21 protein-coding genes and 3 pseudogenes are annotated in these 20,700 nt (G+C 40.5%); 20 read left to right on the top strand and 4 right to left on the bottom strand.

Annotated elements, in window-relative coordinates:
- Positions 1–3: 3 nt before the first annotated feature.
- Positions 4–2,355, bottom strand: a complete 2,352-nt coding sequence (gene secA2 / locus CEF22_RS02640; protein ID WP_100401643.1) for an accessory Sec system translocase SecA2 — start codon at positions 2,353–2,355, stop codon at positions 4–6.
- Positions 2,356–2,719: 364 nt separating this feature from the next.
- On the opposite strand from secA2, the gene CEF22_RS02645 reads away from it, so the two are divergent.
- Complete coding sequence (locus CEF22_RS02645) at positions 2,720–3,769, top strand: glycosyltransferase family 4 protein (protein ID WP_095480960.1); 1,050 nt, start codon at positions 2,720–2,722, stop codon at positions 3,767–3,769.
- A gap of 141 nt (positions 3,770–3,910) precedes the next feature.
- On the opposite strand, the gene CEF22_RS02650 is transcribed toward CEF22_RS02645, so the two are convergent.
- The gene (locus CEF22_RS02650; protein ID WP_100401644.1) at positions 3,911–4,900 is read right to left on the bottom strand and encodes an LCP family protein; all 990 of its coding nucleotides are present in this window, start codon (positions 4,898–4,900) and stop codon (positions 3,911–3,913) included.
- A 133-nt stretch (positions 4,901–5,033) separates the two neighbouring features.
- On the bottom strand, positions 5,034–5,675 hold the full coding sequence (locus CEF22_RS02655) for a YigZ family protein (protein ID WP_100401645.1): 642 nt from the start codon (positions 5,673–5,675) through the stop codon (positions 5,034–5,036).
- Between the two features lie 397 nt (positions 5,676–6,072).
- Between CEF22_RS02655 and CEF22_RS02660 the strand changes: the two genes are divergently transcribed.
- The 18 genes and pseudogenes from CEF22_RS02660 to CEF22_RS19035 all read left to right on the top strand — a co-directional run.
- Positions 6,073–7,227 (top strand): sensor histidine kinase, encoded by a 1,155-nt coding sequence (locus tag CEF22_RS02660; protein WP_095480957.1) that lies wholly within the window; start codon positions 6,073–6,075, stop codon positions 7,225–7,227.
- 23 nt (positions 7,228–7,250) lie between these two features.
- Positions 7,251–7,931, top strand: coding sequence for a response regulator (locus CEF22_RS02665; protein ID WP_095480956.1), 681 nt, complete (start codon positions 7,251–7,253; stop codon positions 7,929–7,931).
- 160 nt (positions 7,932–8,091) lie between these two features.
- Positions 8,092–8,607 (top strand): nuclear transport factor 2 family protein, encoded by a 516-nt coding sequence (locus tag CEF22_RS02670; RefSeq protein WP_157843144.1) that lies wholly within the window; start codon positions 8,092–8,094, stop codon positions 8,605–8,607.
- 52 nt (positions 8,608–8,659) lie between these two features.
- Positions 8,660–9,127: an S-ribosylhomocysteine lyase gene (locus CEF22_RS02675; RefSeq protein ID WP_100401647.1), complete on the top strand. Its 468-nt coding sequence runs from the start codon at positions 8,660–8,662 to the stop codon at positions 9,125–9,127.
- Positions 9,128–9,272: 145 nt separating this feature from the next.
- Positions 9,273–9,767 (top strand): hypothetical protein, encoded by a 495-nt coding sequence (locus CEF22_RS02680; RefSeq protein WP_100401648.1) that lies wholly within the window; start codon positions 9,273–9,275, stop codon positions 9,765–9,767.
- A gap of 154 nt (positions 9,768–9,921) precedes the next feature.
- Positions 9,922–10,767, top strand: a complete 846-nt coding sequence (locus CEF22_RS02685; RefSeq protein ID WP_100401649.1) for a DegV family protein — start codon at positions 9,922–9,924, stop codon at positions 10,765–10,767.
- A gap of 379 nt (positions 10,768–11,146) precedes the next feature.
- Positions 11,147–12,496: an ATP-dependent helicase ComFA gene (locus tag CEF22_RS02695; protein WP_100401651.1), complete on the top strand. Its 1,350-nt coding sequence runs from the start codon at positions 11,147–11,149 to the stop codon at positions 12,494–12,496.
- Between the two features lie 38 nt (positions 12,497–12,534).
- Positions 12,535–13,197 (top strand): ComF family protein, encoded by a 663-nt coding sequence (locus CEF22_RS02700; protein ID WP_232726047.1) that lies wholly within the window; start codon positions 12,535–12,537, stop codon positions 13,195–13,197.
- A gap of 37 nt (positions 13,198–13,234) precedes the next feature.
- The gene (locus CEF22_RS02705; RefSeq protein ID WP_100401653.1) at positions 13,235–13,657 is read left to right on the top strand and encodes a TIGR03826 family flagellar region protein; all 423 of its coding nucleotides are present in this window, start codon (positions 13,235–13,237) and stop codon (positions 13,655–13,657) included.
- A gap of 90 nt (positions 13,658–13,747) precedes the next feature.
- On the top strand, positions 13,748–14,014 hold the full coding sequence (gene flgM, locus CEF22_RS02710) for a flagellar biosynthesis anti-sigma factor FlgM (protein WP_100401654.1): 267 nt from the start codon (positions 13,748–13,750) through the stop codon (positions 14,012–14,014).
- A 41-nt stretch (positions 14,015–14,055) separates the two neighbouring features.
- A complete protein-coding gene (locus tag CEF22_RS02715) occupies positions 14,056–14,532 on the top strand; it encodes a flagellar protein FlgN (protein ID WP_100401655.1) in 477 nt (158 codons plus the stop codon).
- A gap of 71 nt (positions 14,533–14,603) precedes the next feature.
- Positions 14,604–16,142 (top strand): flagellar hook-associated protein FlgK, encoded by a 1,539-nt coding sequence (flgK, locus tag CEF22_RS02720; RefSeq protein ID WP_100401656.1) that lies wholly within the window; start codon positions 14,604–14,606, stop codon positions 16,140–16,142.
- A 23-nt stretch (positions 16,143–16,165) separates the two neighbouring features.
- Positions 16,166–17,044 (top strand): flagellar hook-associated protein FlgL, encoded by an 879-nt coding sequence (gene flgL / locus CEF22_RS02725; RefSeq protein WP_095480944.1) that lies wholly within the window; start codon positions 16,166–16,168, stop codon positions 17,042–17,044.
- Positions 17,045–17,087: 43 nt separating this feature from the next.
- Positions 17,088–17,678, top strand: a complete 591-nt coding sequence (locus CEF22_RS02730) for a DUF6470 family protein (RefSeq protein WP_100401657.1) — start codon at positions 17,088–17,090, stop codon at positions 17,676–17,678.
- A gap of 20 nt (positions 17,679–17,698) precedes the next feature.
- On the top strand, positions 17,699–18,139 hold the full coding sequence (gene fliW / locus CEF22_RS02735) for a flagellar assembly protein FliW (RefSeq protein WP_100401658.1): 441 nt from the start codon (positions 17,699–17,701) through the stop codon (positions 18,137–18,139).
- Between the two features lie 6 nt (positions 18,140–18,145).
- Complete coding sequence (csrA, locus tag CEF22_RS02740) at positions 18,146–18,364, top strand: carbon storage regulator CsrA (protein WP_100401659.1); 219 nt, start codon at positions 18,146–18,148, stop codon at positions 18,362–18,364.
- Positions 18,365–18,512: 148 nt separating this feature from the next.
- Entirely contained in the window at positions 18,513–19,328 is an 816-nt protein-coding gene (gene hag / locus CEF22_RS02745; protein WP_100401660.1) for a flagellin Hag, read from the top strand.
- Between the two features lie 208 nt (positions 19,329–19,536).
- Positions 19,537–19,644: pseudogene (locus CEF22_RS19035) on the top strand (flagellin N-terminal helical domain-containing protein); the annotation flags it as partial.
- A gap of 310 nt (positions 19,645–19,954) precedes the next feature.
- On the opposite strand, the pseudogene CEF22_RS18795 reads toward CEF22_RS19035, so the two are convergent.
- Positions 19,955–20,035, bottom strand: a pseudogene (locus CEF22_RS18795) (flagellin N-terminal helical domain-containing protein); the annotation flags it as partial.
- Between the two features lie 47 nt (positions 20,036–20,082).
- Between CEF22_RS18795 and CEF22_RS02765 the strand changes: the two are divergent.
- Positions 20,083–20,670, top strand: a pseudogene (locus tag CEF22_RS02765) (flagellin); the annotation flags it as partial.
- Positions 20,671–20,700: the final 30 nt, after the last annotated feature.

Genomic DNA, 20,700 nt, shown 5'->3' on the forward strand with positions numbered 1-20,700 from the left:
TGACTACTCCTTTTTAGTTAGTTCGTTCACAAATGAACCGAATTGAATGGCGATGTTTTTTTGTAGCTGATGGTGCATCATTGTGAAAATTTCGAGCCCTTCACGTGCATAAATCCGCATCGGGTCTTCCTGCTGGTAATAGCGAAGACCGATTCCTTCTTTCAGCCTTGTCATATTTTCGATGTGGCTTACCCACAGGCGATCAATATTTGAGAGGGTAATTTGTTTAATATAGTCGTCCCATGAAGGCTCTGCTAGCGTTTGTAACTCTTCATAGTAGCTGTCAGTTGCTTGCTTAACGATTTGTTGAATTTCTTCTCTGCTTGTGATGTCTTCTGGCAAGGAAATTGAGCGTCCTCCAAGAATGGATTCTACATTGGCTTTCAGTTGTTTCATATCCCATTCGCCTGCTTCGATCTCTTCATGACAAATGTGTTCGACTTCATCGTGGCTCGCTTGCTTGACCATGTTAAGGAAATGGTCAAATATTTCTTCTTCATTGACCATTTTGTTTCTTAGGCTATAAATAATATTACGTTGTTCATTAATGACATCATCTAGTTTTAAGTTATATTCTCGCATCGAAAAGTTGGCGCCTTCTACAATGCGTTGAGTGCGATCAACAAATTCATGAATTTTCTTGTTCAGCACAAGGCCGTTTTCATCGATGTCTAGCTTCTTTTCCATTTTCTCTAATTCTTCTTTAGCAAATCGTCTGAACATATCATCTGCTAATGAAATAAAGAATTGGCTTGAGCCCGGGTCCCCTTGACGTCCGGAACGTCCTTTCAGCTGATTATCGACGCGGCGGCTTTCATGACGTTCTGTCCCGATCACGTGCAGTCCTCCAAGCCCAGCGACACCCTCCCCTAACAGGATATCTGTTCCTCGACCCGCCATATTGGTAGCGATCGTAATTTGTCCTTTTTGTCCTGCTTTTGAGATTAATTCGACTTCTTGCTCGACACTTTTTGCGTTTAATAGCTCAAAGGTTAGTCCAGCTTGTGTAAAGTACTCGGCCACTTTTTCGGATTGTAGGATTGACGTCGTTCCAACAAGTACTGGTTGTCCCGTTCCATACCTTTTCTTTACTTCTTCTGTGACTGCTTGATACTTTTGATCGGATGTTGAAAAGATGTAGTCTGGCATATCCACCCGTTGTTTCGGTCGATTCGTTGGAATTTGAATGACCATCATATTGTATACTTGTTCAAATTCTTTTTCTTCCGTTTTTGCTGTCCCTGTCATTCCGGAAAGGTGAGGGTACATGCGGAAGTAGTTTTGGATTGTAATGGATGCTTGTGTTTTATTTTCATCGGTGATTTCGAGACCTTCTTTTGCTTCAATGGCTTGATGCAGTCCATCGCTTAATGAACGGCCTTCCATTGTCCGACCCGTGAACATATCCACAAGCAAAATTTTTCCGTCTTTAATGATATAGTCTACATCCCGTGTAAACATCACGTGAGCACGCACGGCTTGAATCATATAATGATACAGCGTTTGATGCTCAAGATCATATAAATTATCTACATCAAACGCTTTTTCCACCTTTTCAATGCCTTGATCGGTGAGGCTAACTGCTTTTGTTTCATCATCTAAATGGTAGTCTTCATCTCTTTTGAATCGTTTCGCTACACGCGCACCAATATAATGGAGCTCAGAGCTTCCTGGCATTTTTCCAGCAATGATGAGCGGTGTTTTTGCTTCATCAATTAACACGCTATCGACTTCATCAATGATGGAGAAATGGTATGGGCGCTGCACTCGTTGACTCGGATGCCACACCATGTTATCTCTTAAATAGTCAAAGCCAAATTCAGTTCCAACTCCATATGTAATGTCCGCTCGATAAGCTGCTTGTTTTTGATGAGGGTCCATCAGAGGGAGGTTTAATCCGACGGTTAAGCCAAGAAACTCATGAAGCGGTCCAATTGTTTGACGGTCACGCTCAGCTAAATATTCATTGACGGTAATGACATGAACTCCTTTTCCTTCAAGGGCACGCAAATAGCTTGGAAGCGAAGCCACGAGTGTTTTCCCTTCACCTGTAGGCATCTCAGCGATATTAGCATCCGTTAGCACAAGACCACCAATCAGCTGTACATCATAATGCCTCATGCCAAGCACGCGTTTAGATGCCTCGCGGACGACGGCAAATGCTTCGACTTTAATGTCATCAATCGTTTCCCCGCTGGCTAATCTTTCTTTAAAACCCACCGTTTTTTGAGTTAATTCCTCATCTGTAAGTCCTTCGAAAGTGGTTTCTAATGCATTTATTTGTTCGACGAGTTTATAATATTTTTTTAAGCGTTGATCATTTGAATCGCTTAGCTTTTTAAAAAACGAAATCATGTATTTTTACGCTCCCTTAGAGTAATTCACTCGAAAATCAATTCAAATCATTATTTAATCTTACCAAAATACGAAACGATTGACTATCATAACGGAATTCGCGTGACAATTTCGAAAAATGATTTTTAACCTGTTTATTTGACGAATGTAGTGTCCTATCACGGATTTTAAAAAGGGGGGTGTAATTGTAAAATGTTTGTAACTGAAAAATTTACAATTAAATTGTTGAAAAAAAAACAGTTTATGAGAAAATGTAAGATGAGTTGCTGTAAAATTATTTTATGTTGTAAAAAATAATGATGTTGACTTCAATGATTTTAAGATAAAAATATATCCATTTGTTCATTATTTAAGGAGGTACTACATGGTTGCCCTTGCCTTTGTGATTTGTTTAATCGCATCGTTAGCAATCACGCCGCTTGTCAAGAAACTGGCGATTGCTGTTGGTGCAGTGGACAAACCGAATTATCGTAAAGTACACCAGAGAATTATGCCCCGAATGGGAGGATTAGCGATTTTTATTAGCTTCATGATTGGAATGTTCGTGCTACAACCACAAGCGGATTTCAATGTTGCGATTATTCTTGGTGGCGTGATCATTATCATCACAGGAGTGCTCGATGACCGCTTTGAATTATCCGCTAAAGTCAAGCTTGCTGGACAGCTGCTTGCCGCACTTGTAGTCGTTGTGTATGGTGGTGTACAAATGGAAGATATTAACCTTCCGTTCGGTGGTCAAATGGAATTTGGCTACTTTAGCATTCCGCTGACGATTCTTTGGATTGTCGGCATTACGAATGCGATTAATTTAATTGATGGACTAGATGGACTAGCCGCTGGTGTGTCATCAATCGCCTTGTTTACGATTAGCCTAATGGCGTTCATGAAAGGTGATTTATATGTAATGAGTGTCGCTTTACTTGTATTAGGAAGCACGCTTGGGTTTTTACATTATAACTTTCATCCGGCAAAGATCTTTATGGGAGACACAGGTGCGCTATTTTTAGGCTACATTATTTCGGTGCTCGCTTTGCTGGGATTCAAAAATGTAACGGTCGTCTCGTTAATTATTCCGATTATTATTCTCGGTGTGCCGATTACAGATACATTCTTTGCGATCATTAGACGGAAAGTGAACAAGCAACCGCTATCTGCTCCAGATAAATCGCATTTGCATCATTGTTTGCTACGCATGGGTTATACGCATAAGCAAACAGTTGTCATTATCTATGCGATTGCCTCAATGTTTGGTTTGGCTGCGGTGATTTTTACGATGGCAACGATTTGGGGAGCGATCGTCCTTATCGCTGTTTTAGTTGTGGCGATTGAATTGTTTGTCGAAAGTGTCGGGCTTGTTGGCTCCAATTATAAGCCGTTAATGAATTTGATGCGCGTTCGAGTCAAAAAGAATTAATATAAAGAAACAAAAAGCGGTCGATTGATTTCGACCGCTTTTTGTTTTAGTTGAGATAGTGATAGATTTATAGTGATTGCTCGTTCATACCGACGGTGAACAGAAAAAAACAGTACCATATTTCGGTACTGTGTTGTCTATTTAATTCTCTAGTCCAAGATGTCTAGCGAGCTTGCTCTTAGTGACTTCGAGTTCTGTTTCATCTAGTTGGTAAATATAGGCGCCGTTGTTTGATTTTCCATCGGTACCTGCTAAAGTGATGGTTTCAAACTTTAGACTTCCAGATTTTCCGTATTCGATAAGAGCCTTCATTTCTCCAAATGTCATATTCGTTCGCATATTGGCACCGACAGCATCTAGAATTTCATCATACTTCGTAAGAGAATTGACAGAGATCGCTTTTTTGACCACTGCTGTCAATAATTGTTGTTGACGTTCACCACGTTCGATATCGCTATCGTATTTACGAGTACGGGCTAATGCTAACGCTTCTTCGCCATTCAGAGTTTGTTTTCCTTCCTTTAAATGGATGGCGTTGTGTGAATCTCTAGAGTCTTTCTCCACTAATTCATAGGGAACATCAAACGGAATTCCGCCGAGTGCATCGACTACGTCCATAAATGCGTAGAAATTCATTCGCACATAATAGTCAACAGGTAGTCCGAACAATTCCTCGACTGTTTCAATGGTCGCTTTTGGACCACCGTAAGCATGGGCATGGTTGATCTTTGTATTGTATCCCACTTCTGGGACATACACGTAAGAGTCCCGAGGGATGCTGACTAACTCAATCGATTTATCTTCGATGTTTAATGTGGCTAGCATTAAAGCGTCTGAACGTGTTTTATCCCCGAATTCTTTCTTTCGTGATTCACTTTCATCTACGCCGATAAACAAGATAGAAATATTATCTTTTAACGGGTGAACTTTCGCATCGCGAAGCTCAGATTTATGACGTCCGTCATCAAGATAAGAGTCTTTGAAAACGGATTCGGCCTTTTTGTATAAAAAGGCACCATAACCAGCGGCAGTAAATGTGAGAAATAGTAGTGGGAGTAGCACAAGAAACACAAGGCGGCGCTGTCTTCTTCGCCTCTTGCGCATTTGCGTACGTTGTCTTTCGGTTGGCATAAATTTTCCTAAGCTCCTTCAATAATTAATCTTGCTAAGGGAATAGCTAATTTCAACATGGTGAATCGTGTTTTGATCAAATAACCCACACTTTATTTTACTATGATTAGATTTAACAGTAAATTTTATTTTTTTAATTGTTGTCAATCAGTTGTTCTTGGTAAAGGACTTCGCCTTCGTGAATAATAGCTTGTCCGTTCGTTAATTCCGTCATCCACTGAGTAAATGCCTCTTTTTCGTTTTCTTTGACGAAGGTTTCGATTTCGACAGTATCTAGATAATGAATGTCTTTAATGGTATAAATGGATGAGCGTAATTCATTTTCAATTTTGCCGAGCCAAGTATAGTCAATCGTTGTTTTCATAATTTGCATAAGGCGACGCTCAACAACACCAGTTGTGGTAATTCCTTCAGACGTTGCTTTGCCATAAGCGCGAATTAATCCGCCCGTTCCTAATTTAATGCCGCCGAAGTAACGGGTAACGACAACGACTGTGTCTTTTAAATTTCGTTTTTTCAACACCTCAAGCATGGGAACACCTGCTGTTCCGCTCGGTTCGCCATCATCGTTTGCTTTTTGAATCGAATTTGTTTCTCCGATCATATAAGCAGAGCAATTATGCGTAGCGTTCCAATGCTGTTTTTTGATGTCTGCGATAAATTGCTGGGCTTCTTCTTCCGTTTCCGCACGGTTAACATAGGCAATAAATCTTGATTTTTGTATAATAATTTCATGTTCACCGTAGCCTTTAACTGTATAATATTGAGATAACAATGGACCTGCCTCCAATTCATACGAAAAAATATCGTCATCAATTTTTGTAACTAGTAATAGGAAATGAATCACACTTATAATATATAAAAATAGAAAAAGAAAAAAGAGATATCTCCGTTGACATCAATTTTTAATCAAAAGGTCATGCAACTTTAAGCTAAGTTAAAAGTTTACATGTTATAATACAATCGTCATCACTTTAAAGTAGGTTTAGGCCATAATGGTTGCATAATAAGTATGAAATTTGTTGATAATTATAAAGTCTTAAGACCTACTGATATGTTACAAATATGATACTTATATGCCTTTTTGATTAAATTTCCATAAAACCGTCTGTTCTTTCTAGTGAAAAAGTGGAGATACAGGTAAAATGGTATTGTCGGAGGAAGGACGTTCTATGTTTAATTCGAACAATAATATATCCGTTTTAGATACGATATTAAAAAAAATCATCGAAACCGTGGACAATAGTAAAGGAGAAATTTTCACTATTGCAGAACAAAGTAGAAAGGACCATCAAATCTTACTTGTTGAACTGAATACTGTTCGCGATCAAGTACATACGCTAATCGAGGAGCAAGATCAACTTGAATTGAAAGTAAATATGGCGCGCAAAAGGCTAGCGGAAGTGAGTAAGAATTTTCACTCCTACTCTGAAGAATTTGTTCGCGAGACGTATGAAAGAGCGCATGACTTGCAACTAAAGCTACTGATCTCACGCCAAAGCGAGAAGCAGCTCATTGAAAAGCGAAATGATTTAGAAAGAAGACTAATCTCAATTGAGTCCACGATTCAGCGAGCGGAACATCTTGTCGCACAAGTATCGGTTGTTTTAAACTACTTGAACCAGGACATGAAGAAGATTGGTGAAGTGCTAGAAGATGCTCGTTTGAAGCAGGAGTTTGGGTTTCAAATTATGGAAGCTCAAGAGGAGGAAAGAAAAAGGCTATCAAGAGAAATTCATGACGGTCCCGCGCAAATGATGGCCAACGTTTTATTGCGATCGGACTTAATAGAGAAACTATATAAAGAACGCGATATAGAGGAAGCATTTCAGGAACTTCGTAGTTTGAAAAAGATGGTTCGTTCTGCATTGTATGAAGTGAGAAGGATTATCTATGATTTACGTCCTATGGCTTTAGATGATTTAGGTTTAATCCCAACGATAAAAAAATATTTAGCAACCATTGAAGAATATATACAATCATTAAGTAAATCGACACAACTTCATTTTGTCAATATAGGGGGCGAAAAACGCTTACCAGCCAAGTTAGAGGTAGCCTTGTTCCGACTTATACAAGAATCTGTTCAAAATGCGTTGAAGCATGCTGAAGCAACTGAGATTACTGTCAAGTTAGAAATCAATAAACAGAATGTACTAGTTGTCGTGAAAGATAATGGAAAAGGGTTCGATGTCACCGAGAAAAAGAAAGGGTCATTTGGCATCATTGGGATGAAGGAACGACTAGAGCTTCTAGAGGGAGAACTTTCGATTCAATCTAAACCGAACAAAGGAACTGTAGTCATGATTAGTATTCCTATATTGGAATAGCATTGTATAAAGGGGGAAGAAAAATGAAAACAAAAATCATTATTATTGATGATCATCAATTATTCCGTGAAGGAGTTAAGCGGATTTTAGAATTTGAAGAATCATTTGATGTGGTAGCTGAAGGAGACGACGGATCGGAAGCAATGAAGCTTGTCATCGAACATAATCCGGACGTTGTGTTAATGGATATCAATATGCCGGAAGTCAACGGAGTAGAAGCAACACGTGCGCTTGTGGACAAGTTCCCAAATACGAAAGTGATCATTTTGAGCATTCATGATGATGAAAACTACGTTACACACGCCTTGAAATCAGGAGCTATGGGTTATTTATTAAAAGAAATGGACGCGGATGCTTTAATCGAAGCAGTCAAAGTCGTCTCTGAAGGTGGATCTTACTTACATCCACGCGTGACCCATAACCTTATTAAAGACTATCGTCGCCTAGCCAATGATGAAGGGAAAGGTAAGGGTTTCCAACAGGTAGAGGTGCGTCGTCCGCTTCATTTACTCACACGCCGTGAATGTGAAGTGTTGCAGCTTCTAGCTGACGGAAAAAGCAACCGTGGCATTGGAGATGCTCTATACATCAGTGAAAAAACGGTAAAAAACCACGTCAGTAACATCCTGCAAAAAATGAACGTCAATGATCGTACCCAAGCCGTCGTTACCGCTATTAAAAAAGGCTGGGTCGAAGTAAGATAATGAGTGAAAGATCGTCCGCGTGGGCGGTCTTTTTTTGTCATGAAAAAGAGTCCATGACCGAATCGCGCTTGAAACATCTCATTTACCGCTCGTATATTCCTTTCAGTTGAGGTAAGACTCGAATTTAGAATACAATAGTACGGAAAGGACGTGGATGAATGTGTTAAGGTTGAAATCGATCGCTCTTGCTTTGCTCGTTAGTGCTGCACTTGTTGGATGTGGAGCGGAGGAGAAAAAGGAAGAACCGAAGCAAGTAGGAGAAACGAATGAAACAGAGACTCAAACAGTGAAGCAACCAATCGAGGAAGCAAAAAATTTGCCTCCTGAAATAAAAGAAGAGATTATGGCGGCGTTTGAGCAGCATATGGCGGCATTTAATGCCAAGGATTTAGATGCGTATATCAATACCATTTCTAAAGAATCTCGGGATTTGGAAGAGGAGCGCGAATATGTGAAAAAGTATTTCGACGCCTTTGATATACATATGGAGCCACAGCATACGAAAATTATCAAATACGATGAAGAACAGCAAGAGGCTCATATGTTTATCGTGATGAAGTCAGTAACGAAGGATTTAGAGACAGGAAAAGAAATTGAGGATGAAACACGCCAAGTAATGACGTTTAAGAAGGAAAAAGAAGGATGGAAACAAGCCGCTTTGTCTGCTATGCAATAATGTCTAAAAATTGATACAATAAAGACAATTCATAATCAAAGGGGTGAAAGGAATGACGGATCGACAGCAAATGAATGTGGAAAGCTTTAATTTGGACCATACAAAAGTGAAGGCACCATATATTCGCTTAGCAGGTGTGAAAGAAGGGGTAAACGGAGATCAAATTCATAAGTATGACCTTCGTTTTTGTCAGCCGAATAAGGAACATATGGACATGCCGGCTATTCACTCGTTAGAACATATGATGGCGGAGTTCAGCCGGAATCATTCGGAGAAAATTGTCGATATTAGTCCAATGGGGTGTCAAACTGGTTATTATTTATCCGTCATCAATCATGAGAATTATGAAGATATTTTACGAATTGTCGAACGGACATTGCAGGATGTGCTAGAGGCGACTGAGGTGCCTGCTTGCAACGAAGTCCAATGCGGTTGGGCGGCGAGCCATAGCTTAGAAGGAGCAAAAGCAATTGCTCGAAACATGCTTGAAAAGCGAAATGAGTGGACGGAAATCTTTTAACAGAAGCAGGCTGTTCTTAAACAAGAGCAGCCTGCTTCTAGTGAAAGTAAGTTCAATAACCATTTTTTAGCCTATTAAACTTCTAACCCATTCAAAACCTCCTCTTCTTTCATTTAATAGAAGTAGAAGAAAGGAGGTGATGATGATGGGTAGACATTGTAGTGGACATTATGATAAGGAATGGAACGATCATGCTCAAAGAAATAATCAAGCCAGTTTCGTTGATTTCGAGTTTTATACACTAGATCCAAACGTCTCAATTGATAACCGTTTTGAATTGCCAGAAGATGTTCAAACTCCAGTAGCTTCCGTCACTTTAAACGAAGTCAAAAAAGGAAATCTTGTTTGGCTAAACGGTGTTTTCGGGTTGGACAATGATGATAATAACTTTCGCGAAGTATTAATGAGAATCTATAAAGGCAGCCCAACGGTATTCATCCCGGGCCAAGAAATTTATTTAGCTAGAATTGAAATTGATGATGCAGGTAATGATGACCAAGTGGTAGAGCCATTAGCTCATGTAGATGTAATCAATTTCAATGAACGCAACTTGACATACACGGTGACTTTACAACCAGATGGGGACGATGTTTTTCTAAACGGTCCTGTCACATTCACAGCTGTATTAGTTAAAAAGTAAGGCAAGACAAGGCTGCTTCCAAATGACTCTGCTCTTTGGGGCAGCCTTTCTATCGTTTGCAATAATAAAATCGTGCAAAAGCTACTCGTTTCTTATAAAATAAGAAGAACATGGCATTTCTAACGTCAAATTTAAAAATAAGGTAGGTATAAATATGAAAACGGCAATTGTAACGGATAGTACAGCCTATCTTCCGAAAGAATTGCGCGACCAATTAAACATACATATGATCCCATTAAGTGTGATTATCGGACAAGAAACATACCGTGAAGAATTGGATATCACAGCTGAGCAGTTTTATGAAAAGGTTCGTGAAGAGGAGAAGTTTCCGACTACTTCACAGCCACCAATCGGTCACTTTGTGAAATTATATGAAGAGTTAGCAAAAGAGCATGATGCAGTCGTGGGTGTGTATTTATCAAGCGGTATTAGCGGTACATTCCAAACGTCGATCGCTGCTGGAGAAATGGTCGAAGGACTTGATGTTTATTCCTTCGATTCAGAAATTAGCTGTGCGCCACAAGCCTTTTATGTGCTACGAGCGGCACAATTAGCTAACGAAGGCAAAGGACCAGAAGAAATTATCGGAGCTCTCGAAGCGATGAGACCAACTGTTGGTGCGTATTTCATGGTAGACGACTTAAACCATTTGAAACGTGGCGGTCGCCTAAATGGCGCTCAAGCCTTCATCGGTGGATTATTACAAGTGAAACCTGTCCTCCATTTTGTTGATAAACTGATTGTTCCATTCGAAAAAATTCGCACAAGCAAAAAAGCATTAAAACGCATCGGTGACTTGTTCGAAGAGGAATGCAAAAAAGGAGTACCACTTAAAGCTGTTATTATTCACGCCAACCGTGAACAAGAAGCAAAAGAATTGCGTGACATTCTACAACAACGCTTTCCCGAAGCCGAATTCGACATCAGCTACTTCGGCCCTGTCATCGGCACTCATCTTGGCGAAGGCTCTCTTGGCCTAAGTTGGGGACCGAGAGACTAGGGGACGGGTCCCTTGTCCCAACTATAAACAACGAGCCCTTTCTCCATTAAAAAGAGGAAGGGCTCGTTGTGATCTTTCGGTTTGTTGGAAAAGCTGTCTAAATTGCTGATGATTTTGCAAAGATGAAAGAAGGTGGCTGTAAAGTTGAAGAAAGGTCGTGAAGGTGAAAGAAAGCAGCTATAAAGTTGAAGAAAGTTCGCAAAGGTAGAAGAAAATAGCTGTAAAGTCAAAGAAATCTTGCAAAGGCCGAAGAAAGTGGCTAGAAAGCCAAAGAACCTTTCTAACATTTCCCTTAACATAAAATTAATATGACCCTCCCACTTATTTCCTTTATAATAGAATTGTAACCTCAACCTTCAATTAATAAGGAGCTGATTACATGAACCAAGAGTTATCCTTCTTTCTCTCCGGCCGATTACTACTCGAAGAAGAAGTCCCCTTTTCCCTCAAAGATCAACCAGTTGAATTTCTCCAAGGTGTTTTTAAAGAAAATAATCAGTATCGCTGTTCGCGATGTGGAAACAACGAACCGTTCCTTTTTGCTTCCTTTCCGTGCGCCCGCTGTGGTCAAAGCTGCACGTACTGCCGCAACTGTCTCATGATGGGACGCGTATCCGAATGCTCTCAGCTCGTGCGCTGGACGGGACCAACGCCAGTGAAGCGTGAGGACGGTAGATTGCATTGGGAAGGGAAGCTATCGAAAGGACAGCTTACAGCCTCTGATGCGGTCATCGAAGCTGTTCAACAGCAAAGTGACACGCTCATTTGGGCGGTCTGTGGCGCAGGAAAAACAGAGGTGTTATTTCGTGGCATTGAAGCCGCTCTCAAAGCGCAAAAACGAGTATGTATCGCCACACCCAGAACGGATGTTGTGCTTGAATTGGTTCCGAGGCTACAAAAAGTATTCCCCGAAATAGAAATCTCAGCTCTGTACGGTGGTAGCCCCGACCGCCATAAATATAGCTCCCTCGTTGTCACAACGACTCATCAGCTATTTCGTTTCCAAGAGGCCTTTGATGTGATGATTGTCGATGAAGTTGATGCCTTCCCGTACTCCTATGATTCCACGCTTCAATTTGCGGTCCACAAAGCTCGCAAGCCCCATTCCGCCCTCATTTACTTAACCGCCACGCCGAATGCACAATGGCAATTGGAATGCCAAACAGGAAAAAGACAACATACGAAAATCCCGGCTCGTTTTCATCGCTATCCGCTTCCAGTCCCTGAAATGCTGTGGTGTGGTCGCTGGCAAAAACTCTTTCTAAAAGGGAACATCCCTCCAAAAGTAGAGGAATGGGTGAAATCTCGTCTCACTTTAGATAAACAAGCGCTGCTCTTTTTTCCTCATATTGATGTAATGGAACAAGCTCTACCGTTATTTCAACGACTCGACCCGCGAATTGAAGCTGTCCATGCCGAAGATCCTGACAGAAAGGAGAAAGTTGCTCTCATGCGCGAAAAAAAGCTTCCCGTCCTTTTGACGACAACGATTTTGGAACGAGGAGTGACCTTTCCGAATATTGATGTGGCGGTGATCGGTGCAGAGGATGATGTTTTCACCGAAAGTGCGCTCGTTCAAATTGCTGGTCGAGTTGGGCGCAGTGCGGATTTCCCAAATGGGGTTGTCACCTTTTTTCACTTTGGCCGTACAAAAGCGATGCTACGGGCGATTGCTCATATTGAAGCGATGAACAAGGAAGGGCGAAGTAGAGGGCTGATTGACGGATGAAGCGATGCTTATTATGTCAAAAGGAGACAAACCTACAATTGAATTGGCGTCAATTTTTACGGATGGAGGAGGCTGCTGAACTATGTGACAGATGCCAAGCTACATTTCAACTCATTGAAGGCGAGCGCTGTCAAATATGCTCGCGGCCACTTGCTGAGCTTGAGGATACGTATAAAAAAGATGGATCGTGTCAAGATTGCCTGCGTTGGGAGCAAGACCCACAATTTAATGGTGTGCTAGAACAAAATATTTCGTTGTTTATCTACAATGAGCCAATGAAAGAATGGGTGGCTCGCTTTAAATATCGCGGTGATTATGTGCTCGCTCGCAGCTTTGCGACAGACATTTGCCGAGCGATCCAAACACTTGACTATGATGAAGCGACGGTGATTCCATTAAGTGATGAGCGGCTTCAAGAGCGAGGGTTTAACCAAGCGAAGGCATTGGCAACGGAAGCAGGGATTGACGTAACAGAGATGCTGGGGCGAGTGCATACAGAAAAGCAGTCAAAGAAATCACGAATAGAGCGCATTAACACTGAACAAGTGTTTCGCTTAATTGAAAAAAATGATTGTTACAATAAAAAAATATTAATTTTTGACGATATATATACTACAGGCGCTACCCTTAGACAGGCAGCCAAGCTACTGAAAGAAGCAGGAGCCAAGGAAATCTATGGCTTTACACTCATTCGAGGATAGATATATGATATAGAAAAAAGTAGTTGGAGGAATAAATATGAGTGAAATCGTGAATTGCCCTCGTTGTGGCGAATTACATATGAGCAATGCCTTTCGTGACGTATGTTCGAAATGTGCGAAGGAAGAAGAACAAATGTATGAAACGGTATATAAATTTTTACGCCAACGTGAAAATCGGGCAGCAACGATTGAGCGTGTTGTAGAGGTGACTGGAGTAGAGGAAGAACTGATTCATAAATGGATGAAGAAAGGTAGACTACACGCCACTCATTTTCCAAATATGGGCTATCCGTGCGACCGTTGCGGAGCCATCATTAGTAAAGGAAAGATCTGTGCGAAATGTACACAGCAAATTGAAGATGATCTGAAAAAATTGAAGCGAGAAGAAAAGTTTCAACAAGAGAAACAAGAAAGTGAGCATCGTGCTACGTACTATGCGGTCAATAAAAGAAACCTCTAAATAAGTAAAGCACACTAAACTTTCATTTTAATCTGTCGATATAAAGGCAAAATAGTAGTAAAAGGGAATTTAGAAAGCGAGGGATATGCATTGAAAATTCAACGAACAGGCGTATCCGGAATCAATCCATACCAAAAGCAGTTGAACAAACAAGAAGGAATGAAGAAACTTTCCGGAATGCAAGCGGATAAGCTCGAAATTTCGTCCACTGCCAAGGAAATGCAAGAAGCCTCTAAGCTGCTAGAAGCGCGCAAAGAGAAAGTGTCTAGCCTCAAGCAGCAAGTGACTGCTGGAGAGTATCAGCCGAATCCGGAACAGATCGCCAAAGGACTTATCAATTTCTTTAGAAAACCATGAATAACTAGCGGCTGACCGCCAAGAAAGCAGAGGGAGATATCATGTCTGCACCAAAACTAATCGATGTACTAGATACAATGAATCGCCTGCATGAGATGCTCTATACGCTAGCCGAAAAGAAAACAGACATTATGAAACAAAACGACATGAACGGACTCGATCAACTGCTCAAGGACGAGCAGAAATACGTCGCCGCCATTAACACGATGGAAAAAGAGCGGCAGAAATTAGCGACAGCATTGACAGGGAACGCAGACGCTACAATCACTGACTGTCAACAAGTCGTCCACGAACAGGAAAAAATTAAACTACAAGCATTAAAAGAACAACTAGTGGCAAATGTCGCAAAGCTCAAAGAACAAAATGAGCTCAATCAGCAGCTTATCTATCAATCGCTACAGTTCGTTAACATGAGCATGAGCCTCATGAGGCCGCAACCGGAACAACCAACGTATAGTCATCCAACCCAAGGACAAAACGGACAACAAAAACGTTCAATGTTCGACTCACAAGCATAAACAATGATAGCGGTGGACCACACACCGCTTCTTCTAATGAAAACTAACAAAAAACAATGGGAGGTCCAACAATGCGATCCACTTTTCATGGACTAGAAACCGCTAAACGCGGCATGTTCACACAGCAAAGTGCCCTATACACAACTGGTCATAACATCTCAAATGCCAACACACCAGGCTACACGCGCCAACGAATCAACTTCCAAACGACCCTACCTTATCCAGGTATAGGAATGAACCGTCCGCAAATTCCTGGGCAAATGGGAACAGGAGTGGAAGCGGGATCTGTACAGCGGGTTCGGGATAGTTTTTTAGATTTGCAATTTCGTGGACAAAACCAAACACTAGGATATTATGAGGCAAAAGCTTCATCCCTATCACAAATGGAGGGAATTCTTAATGAATTTTCTACAGATGGGATTTCGAAAGTTATGGGCCAGTTTTGGCAATCGTTACAAGACTTAAGTGGAAATCCGGAAAACAGAGGACCGCGTACAGTTGTATTGGAACGTGGAAAAGCAGTGGCTGATACGTTTCACTACGTTTACAATTCACTTACTACCATAAAAAAAGATTTGGCAAACGAAATTGGTGTGAGTGTGACCGAGGTGAACTCTTTACTTAAGCAAATTAGTGAGATCAACAAGCAAATTGGAGAAATTGAACCACATGGATATTTACCAAACGATTTGTATGATCAGCGAGACGTTTTAGTGGATCAACTATCTAAATATGTAAATATTAAAGTGGAGAAAGTACCGTCAGGAGGAAATGCTTCACCAATAGCTGAAGGACAATACAACATTAAATTAATTGGGGCAGATGGTACTGAACAAGGCGATTTAGTTGTTGAAGATATCCCTAGTGTCATTGGAATGGATCCAGCAACGGACAGTGATGGAGACGGAGTGTTAGATACACCGACAGGCAATGTTACCAACGTTACGTTAAATGGTGCCCAAATTAGTGTTTCAGATTTCTCGAAAGGTAAATTAAAAGGAATCATTGAAACATTTGGATATGGTGCAGATCAAGGTGCATATCCCGAAATGCTGAAAAAGCTAGATAAGATGGCTTATGAGTTCGCGACAGAATTTAATAAACAGCATGGATTAGGTGTGGACTTTAATGGAGTAGATGGAAAGCCATTCTTTGATGGGGTAACCAGTGAAGCAGGAGCTGCTGCCAATATTTTTGTAGCAATTACTGACCCAAATGAGATTGCTGCTGCGACTAAACCAAGTTCTCCGCCAGTTCCACCAGCACCTCCAGTAGATCAAGGAGACGGTTCAAATGCATTGGCATTATCTAAAGTAAAGGAAAAGCCTCTTGCAGGTTTAGGGAGTGCAACGATTGATTCATTCTATCAAGGAATGATTGGACGGTTAGGTGTAGAGACGCAAGAAGCAAAAAGACAAGCGGCTAATAGTGGGATATTACTTCAGTCAATCGAGGGAAATCGTCAATCGATCAGTTCTGTCTCTCTAGATGAAGAATTTACGGATATGGTTCGCTTTCAACATGCTTACAATGCAGCGGCGCGAAATATTACGACAGTCGATGAAATGCTAGACAAAGTTATTAATGGAATGGGACGCGTCGGATTATAAAAAATAGGTGGTGAGTAACAACCGTGAGAATTACACAGTCAATGCTTACAAATAATATGATGAAAAACTTAAGTTCCAGTTATGCAAGAATGGGAAAATATCAAGATCAATTAGCGACAGGAAAGAAGATTAATCGCCCATCGGATGATCCAGTTGTGGCGATGAAAGGGATCGCTTATCGAACTAGTCTAATGGAAGTAGAGCAATATAAACGAAACTTCGGTGAAGCATATAATTGGGTAGAAAATACTGACTCTTCCTTAGATAAAGCCACATTAGCTATTCAACGTATAAGAGAACTAACAGTTCAAGCTAGCAATGACACATATGAAGAAGAGCAGCGATTAGCAATGAAGCAAGAAATAGAACAATTAAAAGAGCATTTAAAAGATATTATTAATACAAAAGTCGGCGATAAATATATTTTTAACGGTACGGATACAACTAATCCACCGATCCTGGCAGGAACGGATACAATTTCCACCAATTCAAATCCAGTCGAAATTGAATTATCAAAAGGTGTTCAAATTCAAGTTAACATAAATCCAGGAACAGCTTTTGCTCCTGATATATTAACCGATATCGATGATTTGATGAATAAATTAGATTCACCAGCAACTTCTGGCGAGGATTTAACGGGTTTTCTTGGTCAGTTGGATGAACATGTTAATAACTTAACAAACGCTCGTGCTGAATTAGGGGCACGGACGAATCGTCTTGAACTGATGGAGGATCGTGTATTAGAACAAGAAGTAACAACCACTCGTATGCTGTCAGATAATGAAGATGCCGATATTGAGAGAGTCATCACCGATTTAATAACTCAAGAAAGTGTTCACCGCGCAGCCCTTGGTGTGGGAGCACGAATTATTCAACCATCTTTACTAGACTTTTTACGTTAAGCTATTCCAAAAGGGATAGCTTTTCTTTGTGAGGTGAAAGGAAATGAGATTGCCACAAATTAGAACAAATAGCCAATTTGCTCAAACTGAATTAACGATTCAAAAGCCGGTGCAATCAATTGAACAACCGCGCGCTCAATTAGATATTGAGCAACCGAAAGCAGAGTTGACAATGAAAACAACACCAGCTCAACTTTCTATTGATCAAACGGCCGCTTGGGAAGCGATGGATTTAAAGCATATTTTCAGACGAATTGAAGAGTTTGCTCAAAAAGGTCATCAAGATTTCTTAGAGGGGATCGCTAGAAGAGCGCAAGATGGTGATCAATTAATGAAAATTGAACATGGGGGAAATGCGTTAGGAGCGATTGCAAAAAGCAACGGTGAGAGACAGCCGAAACAGCTTCAACTTGGCTGGAGTCCACCACATTTTAGTGTGAAAAATAATCATCAACCGAGGATGCTAGAAATCAACTGGGAGCCAAAGAAAGTAATCAACAATACAAAAGCACAAAAGCCGATCGTTGATTATCAGCCAGGTGAAGTCACAACTGATGTGAAGCCACGAGAGTCGCTAAACATTGATTTCGTTAATTTAAAGTTTAAAAATATGAGCTTTGAGACAGAAATATAAGTAAAGGATCGTGATACATAATGATCATCGAAACAAAATATCACGGACAGGTCAAGATTGAAGAAGAGAAGATATGGACATTTACTCCAGGAATTCCTGGTTTTGTGGAAGAAAAACAATTCACTTTGCTAGCTTTTCCTGATAATGATGTATTTTTTATTTTGCAATCAATAAACACACCAAACCTTGGCTTTGTTGTTGCCAATCCATTTTCATTCTTCCCGGATTATGAGTTTCAATTAGATGAAGCAACGATTGAAACTTTACAATTGCAAAAAGCGGAAGAAGCAGCCATTTACACAATTTTAACGGTTCAAGATCCTTTTGAGAAAACAACAGCCAACTTGCAAGCACCAATTGTCGTAAATACCGAAAATAACGCGGCAAAGCAAACCATTTTAAATGATAGCCGCTATGAAACGCGTCATGCCATTTTCCCGGCTAACGCCAAAAAGGAGTGAGCCATTATGCTAGTCCTTACAAGAAAAACAGGAGAAGCCATTCAAATAGGCGACGACATTGAAATCACGGTCGTCAGTATCAAAGGAGACCAAGTCAAGCTAGGTATCAATGCACCGAAGCATATTGATATTCACCGCAAAGAAGTGTACCTCTCGATTTTAGAAGAGAATCAGTCAGCGGCAGTGGAAGTTAAAGATGTGTTTAGCTTGTTGAAAGAAAGCTAAGAAAAAATCTCTATTAATACTATTAAAGATATTTACTTTGTACCGATATTAAAGATGTAACGGAGAAGACAGGGCGGCCGACCTGTACAATCTGTAAAAATGTATGTTCACATGGAAGTGAACGACCTATTCAAGGAGGAACTATACAATGAGAATTAACCACAATATCTCGGCGCTTAACACATACCGCCAATTAACATCTAATTCATCAAATGCTCAAAAGAACATGGAGAAATTATCTTCAGGTCAAAGCATTAACCGTGCAGGAGACAACGCTGCTGGCCTTTCAATCTCAGAAAAAATGCGTGGACAAATCCGCGGTCTTGAGCAAGCATCTCGTAACTCTCAAGATGGGATCTCTTTAATCCAAACAGCTGAAGGTGCATTAAACGAAACACATGAAATCCTTCAACGTATGCGTGAACTAGCTGTTCAAGCAGCGAACGATACAAACGTAGCAGATGACCGTACAGCGATTACGGATGAGTTAACTCAGCTACAAAGCGAAGTTACTCGTATTGCAGGAGAGACTGAATTCAATACACAGAAGTTAATTAAAGCAACAGGTTCTTATACATTCCAAGTGGGTGCGAATTCAGGTCAAACGATTAAGCTTACTATTAACAAAATGGATGCTAATGCATTAAAAATCACTGCTAATGCAATCAAAGTAGATACAACTACAAATGCTCAAAAAGCTATTACAGCAATTAATACAGCGATCACAACTGTTTCTAAAGAGCGTTCGAAACTAGGTTCTGTACAAAACCGTTTAGAGCACACAATCAATAACTTGAACACAGGTGCAGAAAACTTAACAGCTGCGGAATCTCGTATTCGTGACGTTGATATGGCAAAAGAAATGATGGAGTTCACAAAGAACAACATCCTTTCTCAAGCAGCACAATCGATGTTAGCTCAAGCAAACCAACAACCACAAGGCGTTCTTCAATTATTACGTTAATGAATTGAAAGAGTAAGAGAAGAGTTTCGGCAACGAAGCTCTTTTTTTTGCATAAAAAACAAAAAATATTTTTGATAAAACTATTAAATAACTTTCTTCTTCACCGATATTAGAAATGTAAGGGGAAGTCAGGGCGGCCGACCTAGATAACCCCTAAAAATTTTTGTTCACATGGAAGTGAACAACTTATTCAAGGAGGAACTATACAATGAGAATTAACCACAATATCTCGGCGCTTAACACATACCGCCAATTAACATCAAATTCATCAAATGCCCAAAAGAACATGGAGAAATTATCTTCAGGTCAAAGCATTAACCGTGCAGGAGACAACGCTGCAGGTCTTTCGATCTCAGAAAAAATGCGTGGACAAATCCGTGGTCTTGAGCAAGCATCTCGTAACTCTCAAGATGGGATCTCTTTAATCCAAACAGCTGAAGGTGCATTAACCGAAACGCACGAAATCCTTCACGCATACGTTGAAGGATTTCGTGCGTTTCGGTTAATGCACCTTCAGCTGTTTGGATTAAAGAGATCCCATCTTGAGCAAGCATCTCGTAACTCTCAAGATGGGATCTCTTCAATCCAAACAGCTGAAGGTGCAGTAAACGAAACGCACGAAATCCTTCACGCATACGTTGAAGGATTTCGTGCGTTTCGGTTAATGCACCTTCAGCTGTTTGGATTAAAGAGATCCCATCTTGAGCAAGCATCTCGTAACTCTCAAGATGGGATCTCTTTAATCCAAACAGCTGAAGGTGCATTAAACGAAACGCACGAAATCCTTCAACGTATGCGTGAACTAGCTGTTCAAGCATCCAACGATACAAACGTAACAGCTGACCGTACAGCGATTAAAGATGAGTTAACTCAGTTAAAAGGTGAGATTACTCGTATTGCAAATGAAACAGAATTTAATACGCAGAAATTAATTGCTACGAAGGATTCATATGTATTTCAGGTAGGTGCGAATTCAGGTCAAACGATTAAGCTAACTATTAACAAAATGACAGCAACTGCATTAGGTGTAACTTCTGCTGCAATCAGTGTGTCAGATACTACAAAAGCTCAATCTGCCATCTCTACTATCAATACAGCTATTACAAAAGTTTCAACTGAACGTTCAAAATTAGGTTCTGTACAAAACCGTTTAGAGCACACAATCAATAACTTGAACACAGGTGCAGAAAACTTAACAGCTGCGGAATCTCGTATTCGTGACGTTGATATGGCAAAAGAAATGATGGAGTTCACAAAGAACAACATCCTTTCTCAAGCAGCACAATCGATGTTAGCTCAAGCAAACCAACAGCCTCAAGGCGTTCTTCAATTGCTACGTTAATCAATATAAAAGGCAGCCAGCTACTAGGGT

Origin of the sequence: Bacillus sp. FJAT-42315 (assembly GCF_002797375.1) — a bacterium.
Classification (GTDB): Bacteria; Bacillota; Bacilli; order Bacillales; family Domibacillaceae; genus Bacillus_CE.

Coding starts and splice junctions, on each gene's coding strand:
- CEF22_RS02645 (WP_095480960.1), top strand. CDS start 2,720: ATGGTTGCCCTTGCCTTTGTGATTTGTTTAATCGCATCGTTAGCAATC.
- CEF22_RS02685 (WP_100401649.1), top strand. CDS start 9,922: ATGAAAACGGCAATTGTAACGGATAGTACAGCCTATCTTCCGAAAGAA.
- hag (WP_100401660.1), top strand. CDS start 18,513: ATGAGAATTAACCACAATATCTCGGCGCTTAACACATACCGCCAATTA.
- CEF22_RS02660 (WP_095480957.1), top strand. CDS start 6,073: ATGTTTAATTCGAACAATAATATATCCGTTTTAGATACGATATTAAAA.
- CEF22_RS02695 (WP_100401651.1), top strand. CDS start 11,147: ATGAACCAAGAGTTATCCTTCTTTCTCTCCGGCCGATTACTACTCGAA.
- CEF22_RS02705 (WP_100401653.1), top strand. CDS start 13,235: ATGAGTGAAATCGTGAATTGCCCTCGTTGTGGCGAATTACATATGAGC.
- CEF22_RS02680 (WP_100401648.1), top strand. CDS start 9,273: ATGGGTAGACATTGTAGTGGACATTATGATAAGGAATGGAACGATCAT.
- CEF22_RS02675 (WP_100401647.1), top strand. CDS start 8,660: ATGACGGATCGACAGCAAATGAATGTGGAAAGCTTTAATTTGGACCAT.
- csrA (WP_100401659.1), top strand. CDS start 18,146: ATGCTAGTCCTTACAAGAAAAACAGGAGAAGCCATTCAAATAGGCGAC.
- CEF22_RS02665 (WP_095480956.1), top strand. CDS start 7,251: ATGAAAACAAAAATCATTATTATTGATGATCATCAATTATTCCGTGAA.
- flgK (WP_100401656.1), top strand. CDS start 14,604: ATGCGATCCACTTTTCATGGACTAGAAACCGCTAAACGCGGCATGTTC.
- secA2 (WP_100401643.1), bottom strand. CDS start 2,355: ATGATTTCGTTTTTTAAAAAGCTAAGCGATTCAAATGATCAACGCTTA.
- CEF22_RS02650 (WP_100401644.1), bottom strand. CDS start 4,900: ATGCCAACCGAAAGACAACGTACGCAAATGCGCAAGAGGCGAAGAAGA.
- CEF22_RS02730 (WP_100401657.1), top strand. CDS start 17,088: ATGAGATTGCCACAAATTAGAACAAATAGCCAATTTGCTCAAACTGAA.
- CEF22_RS02715 (WP_100401655.1), top strand. CDS start 14,056: ATGTCTGCACCAAAACTAATCGATGTACTAGATACAATGAATCGCCTG.
- fliW (WP_100401658.1), top strand. CDS start 17,699: ATGATCATCGAAACAAAATATCACGGACAGGTCAAGATTGAAGAAGAG.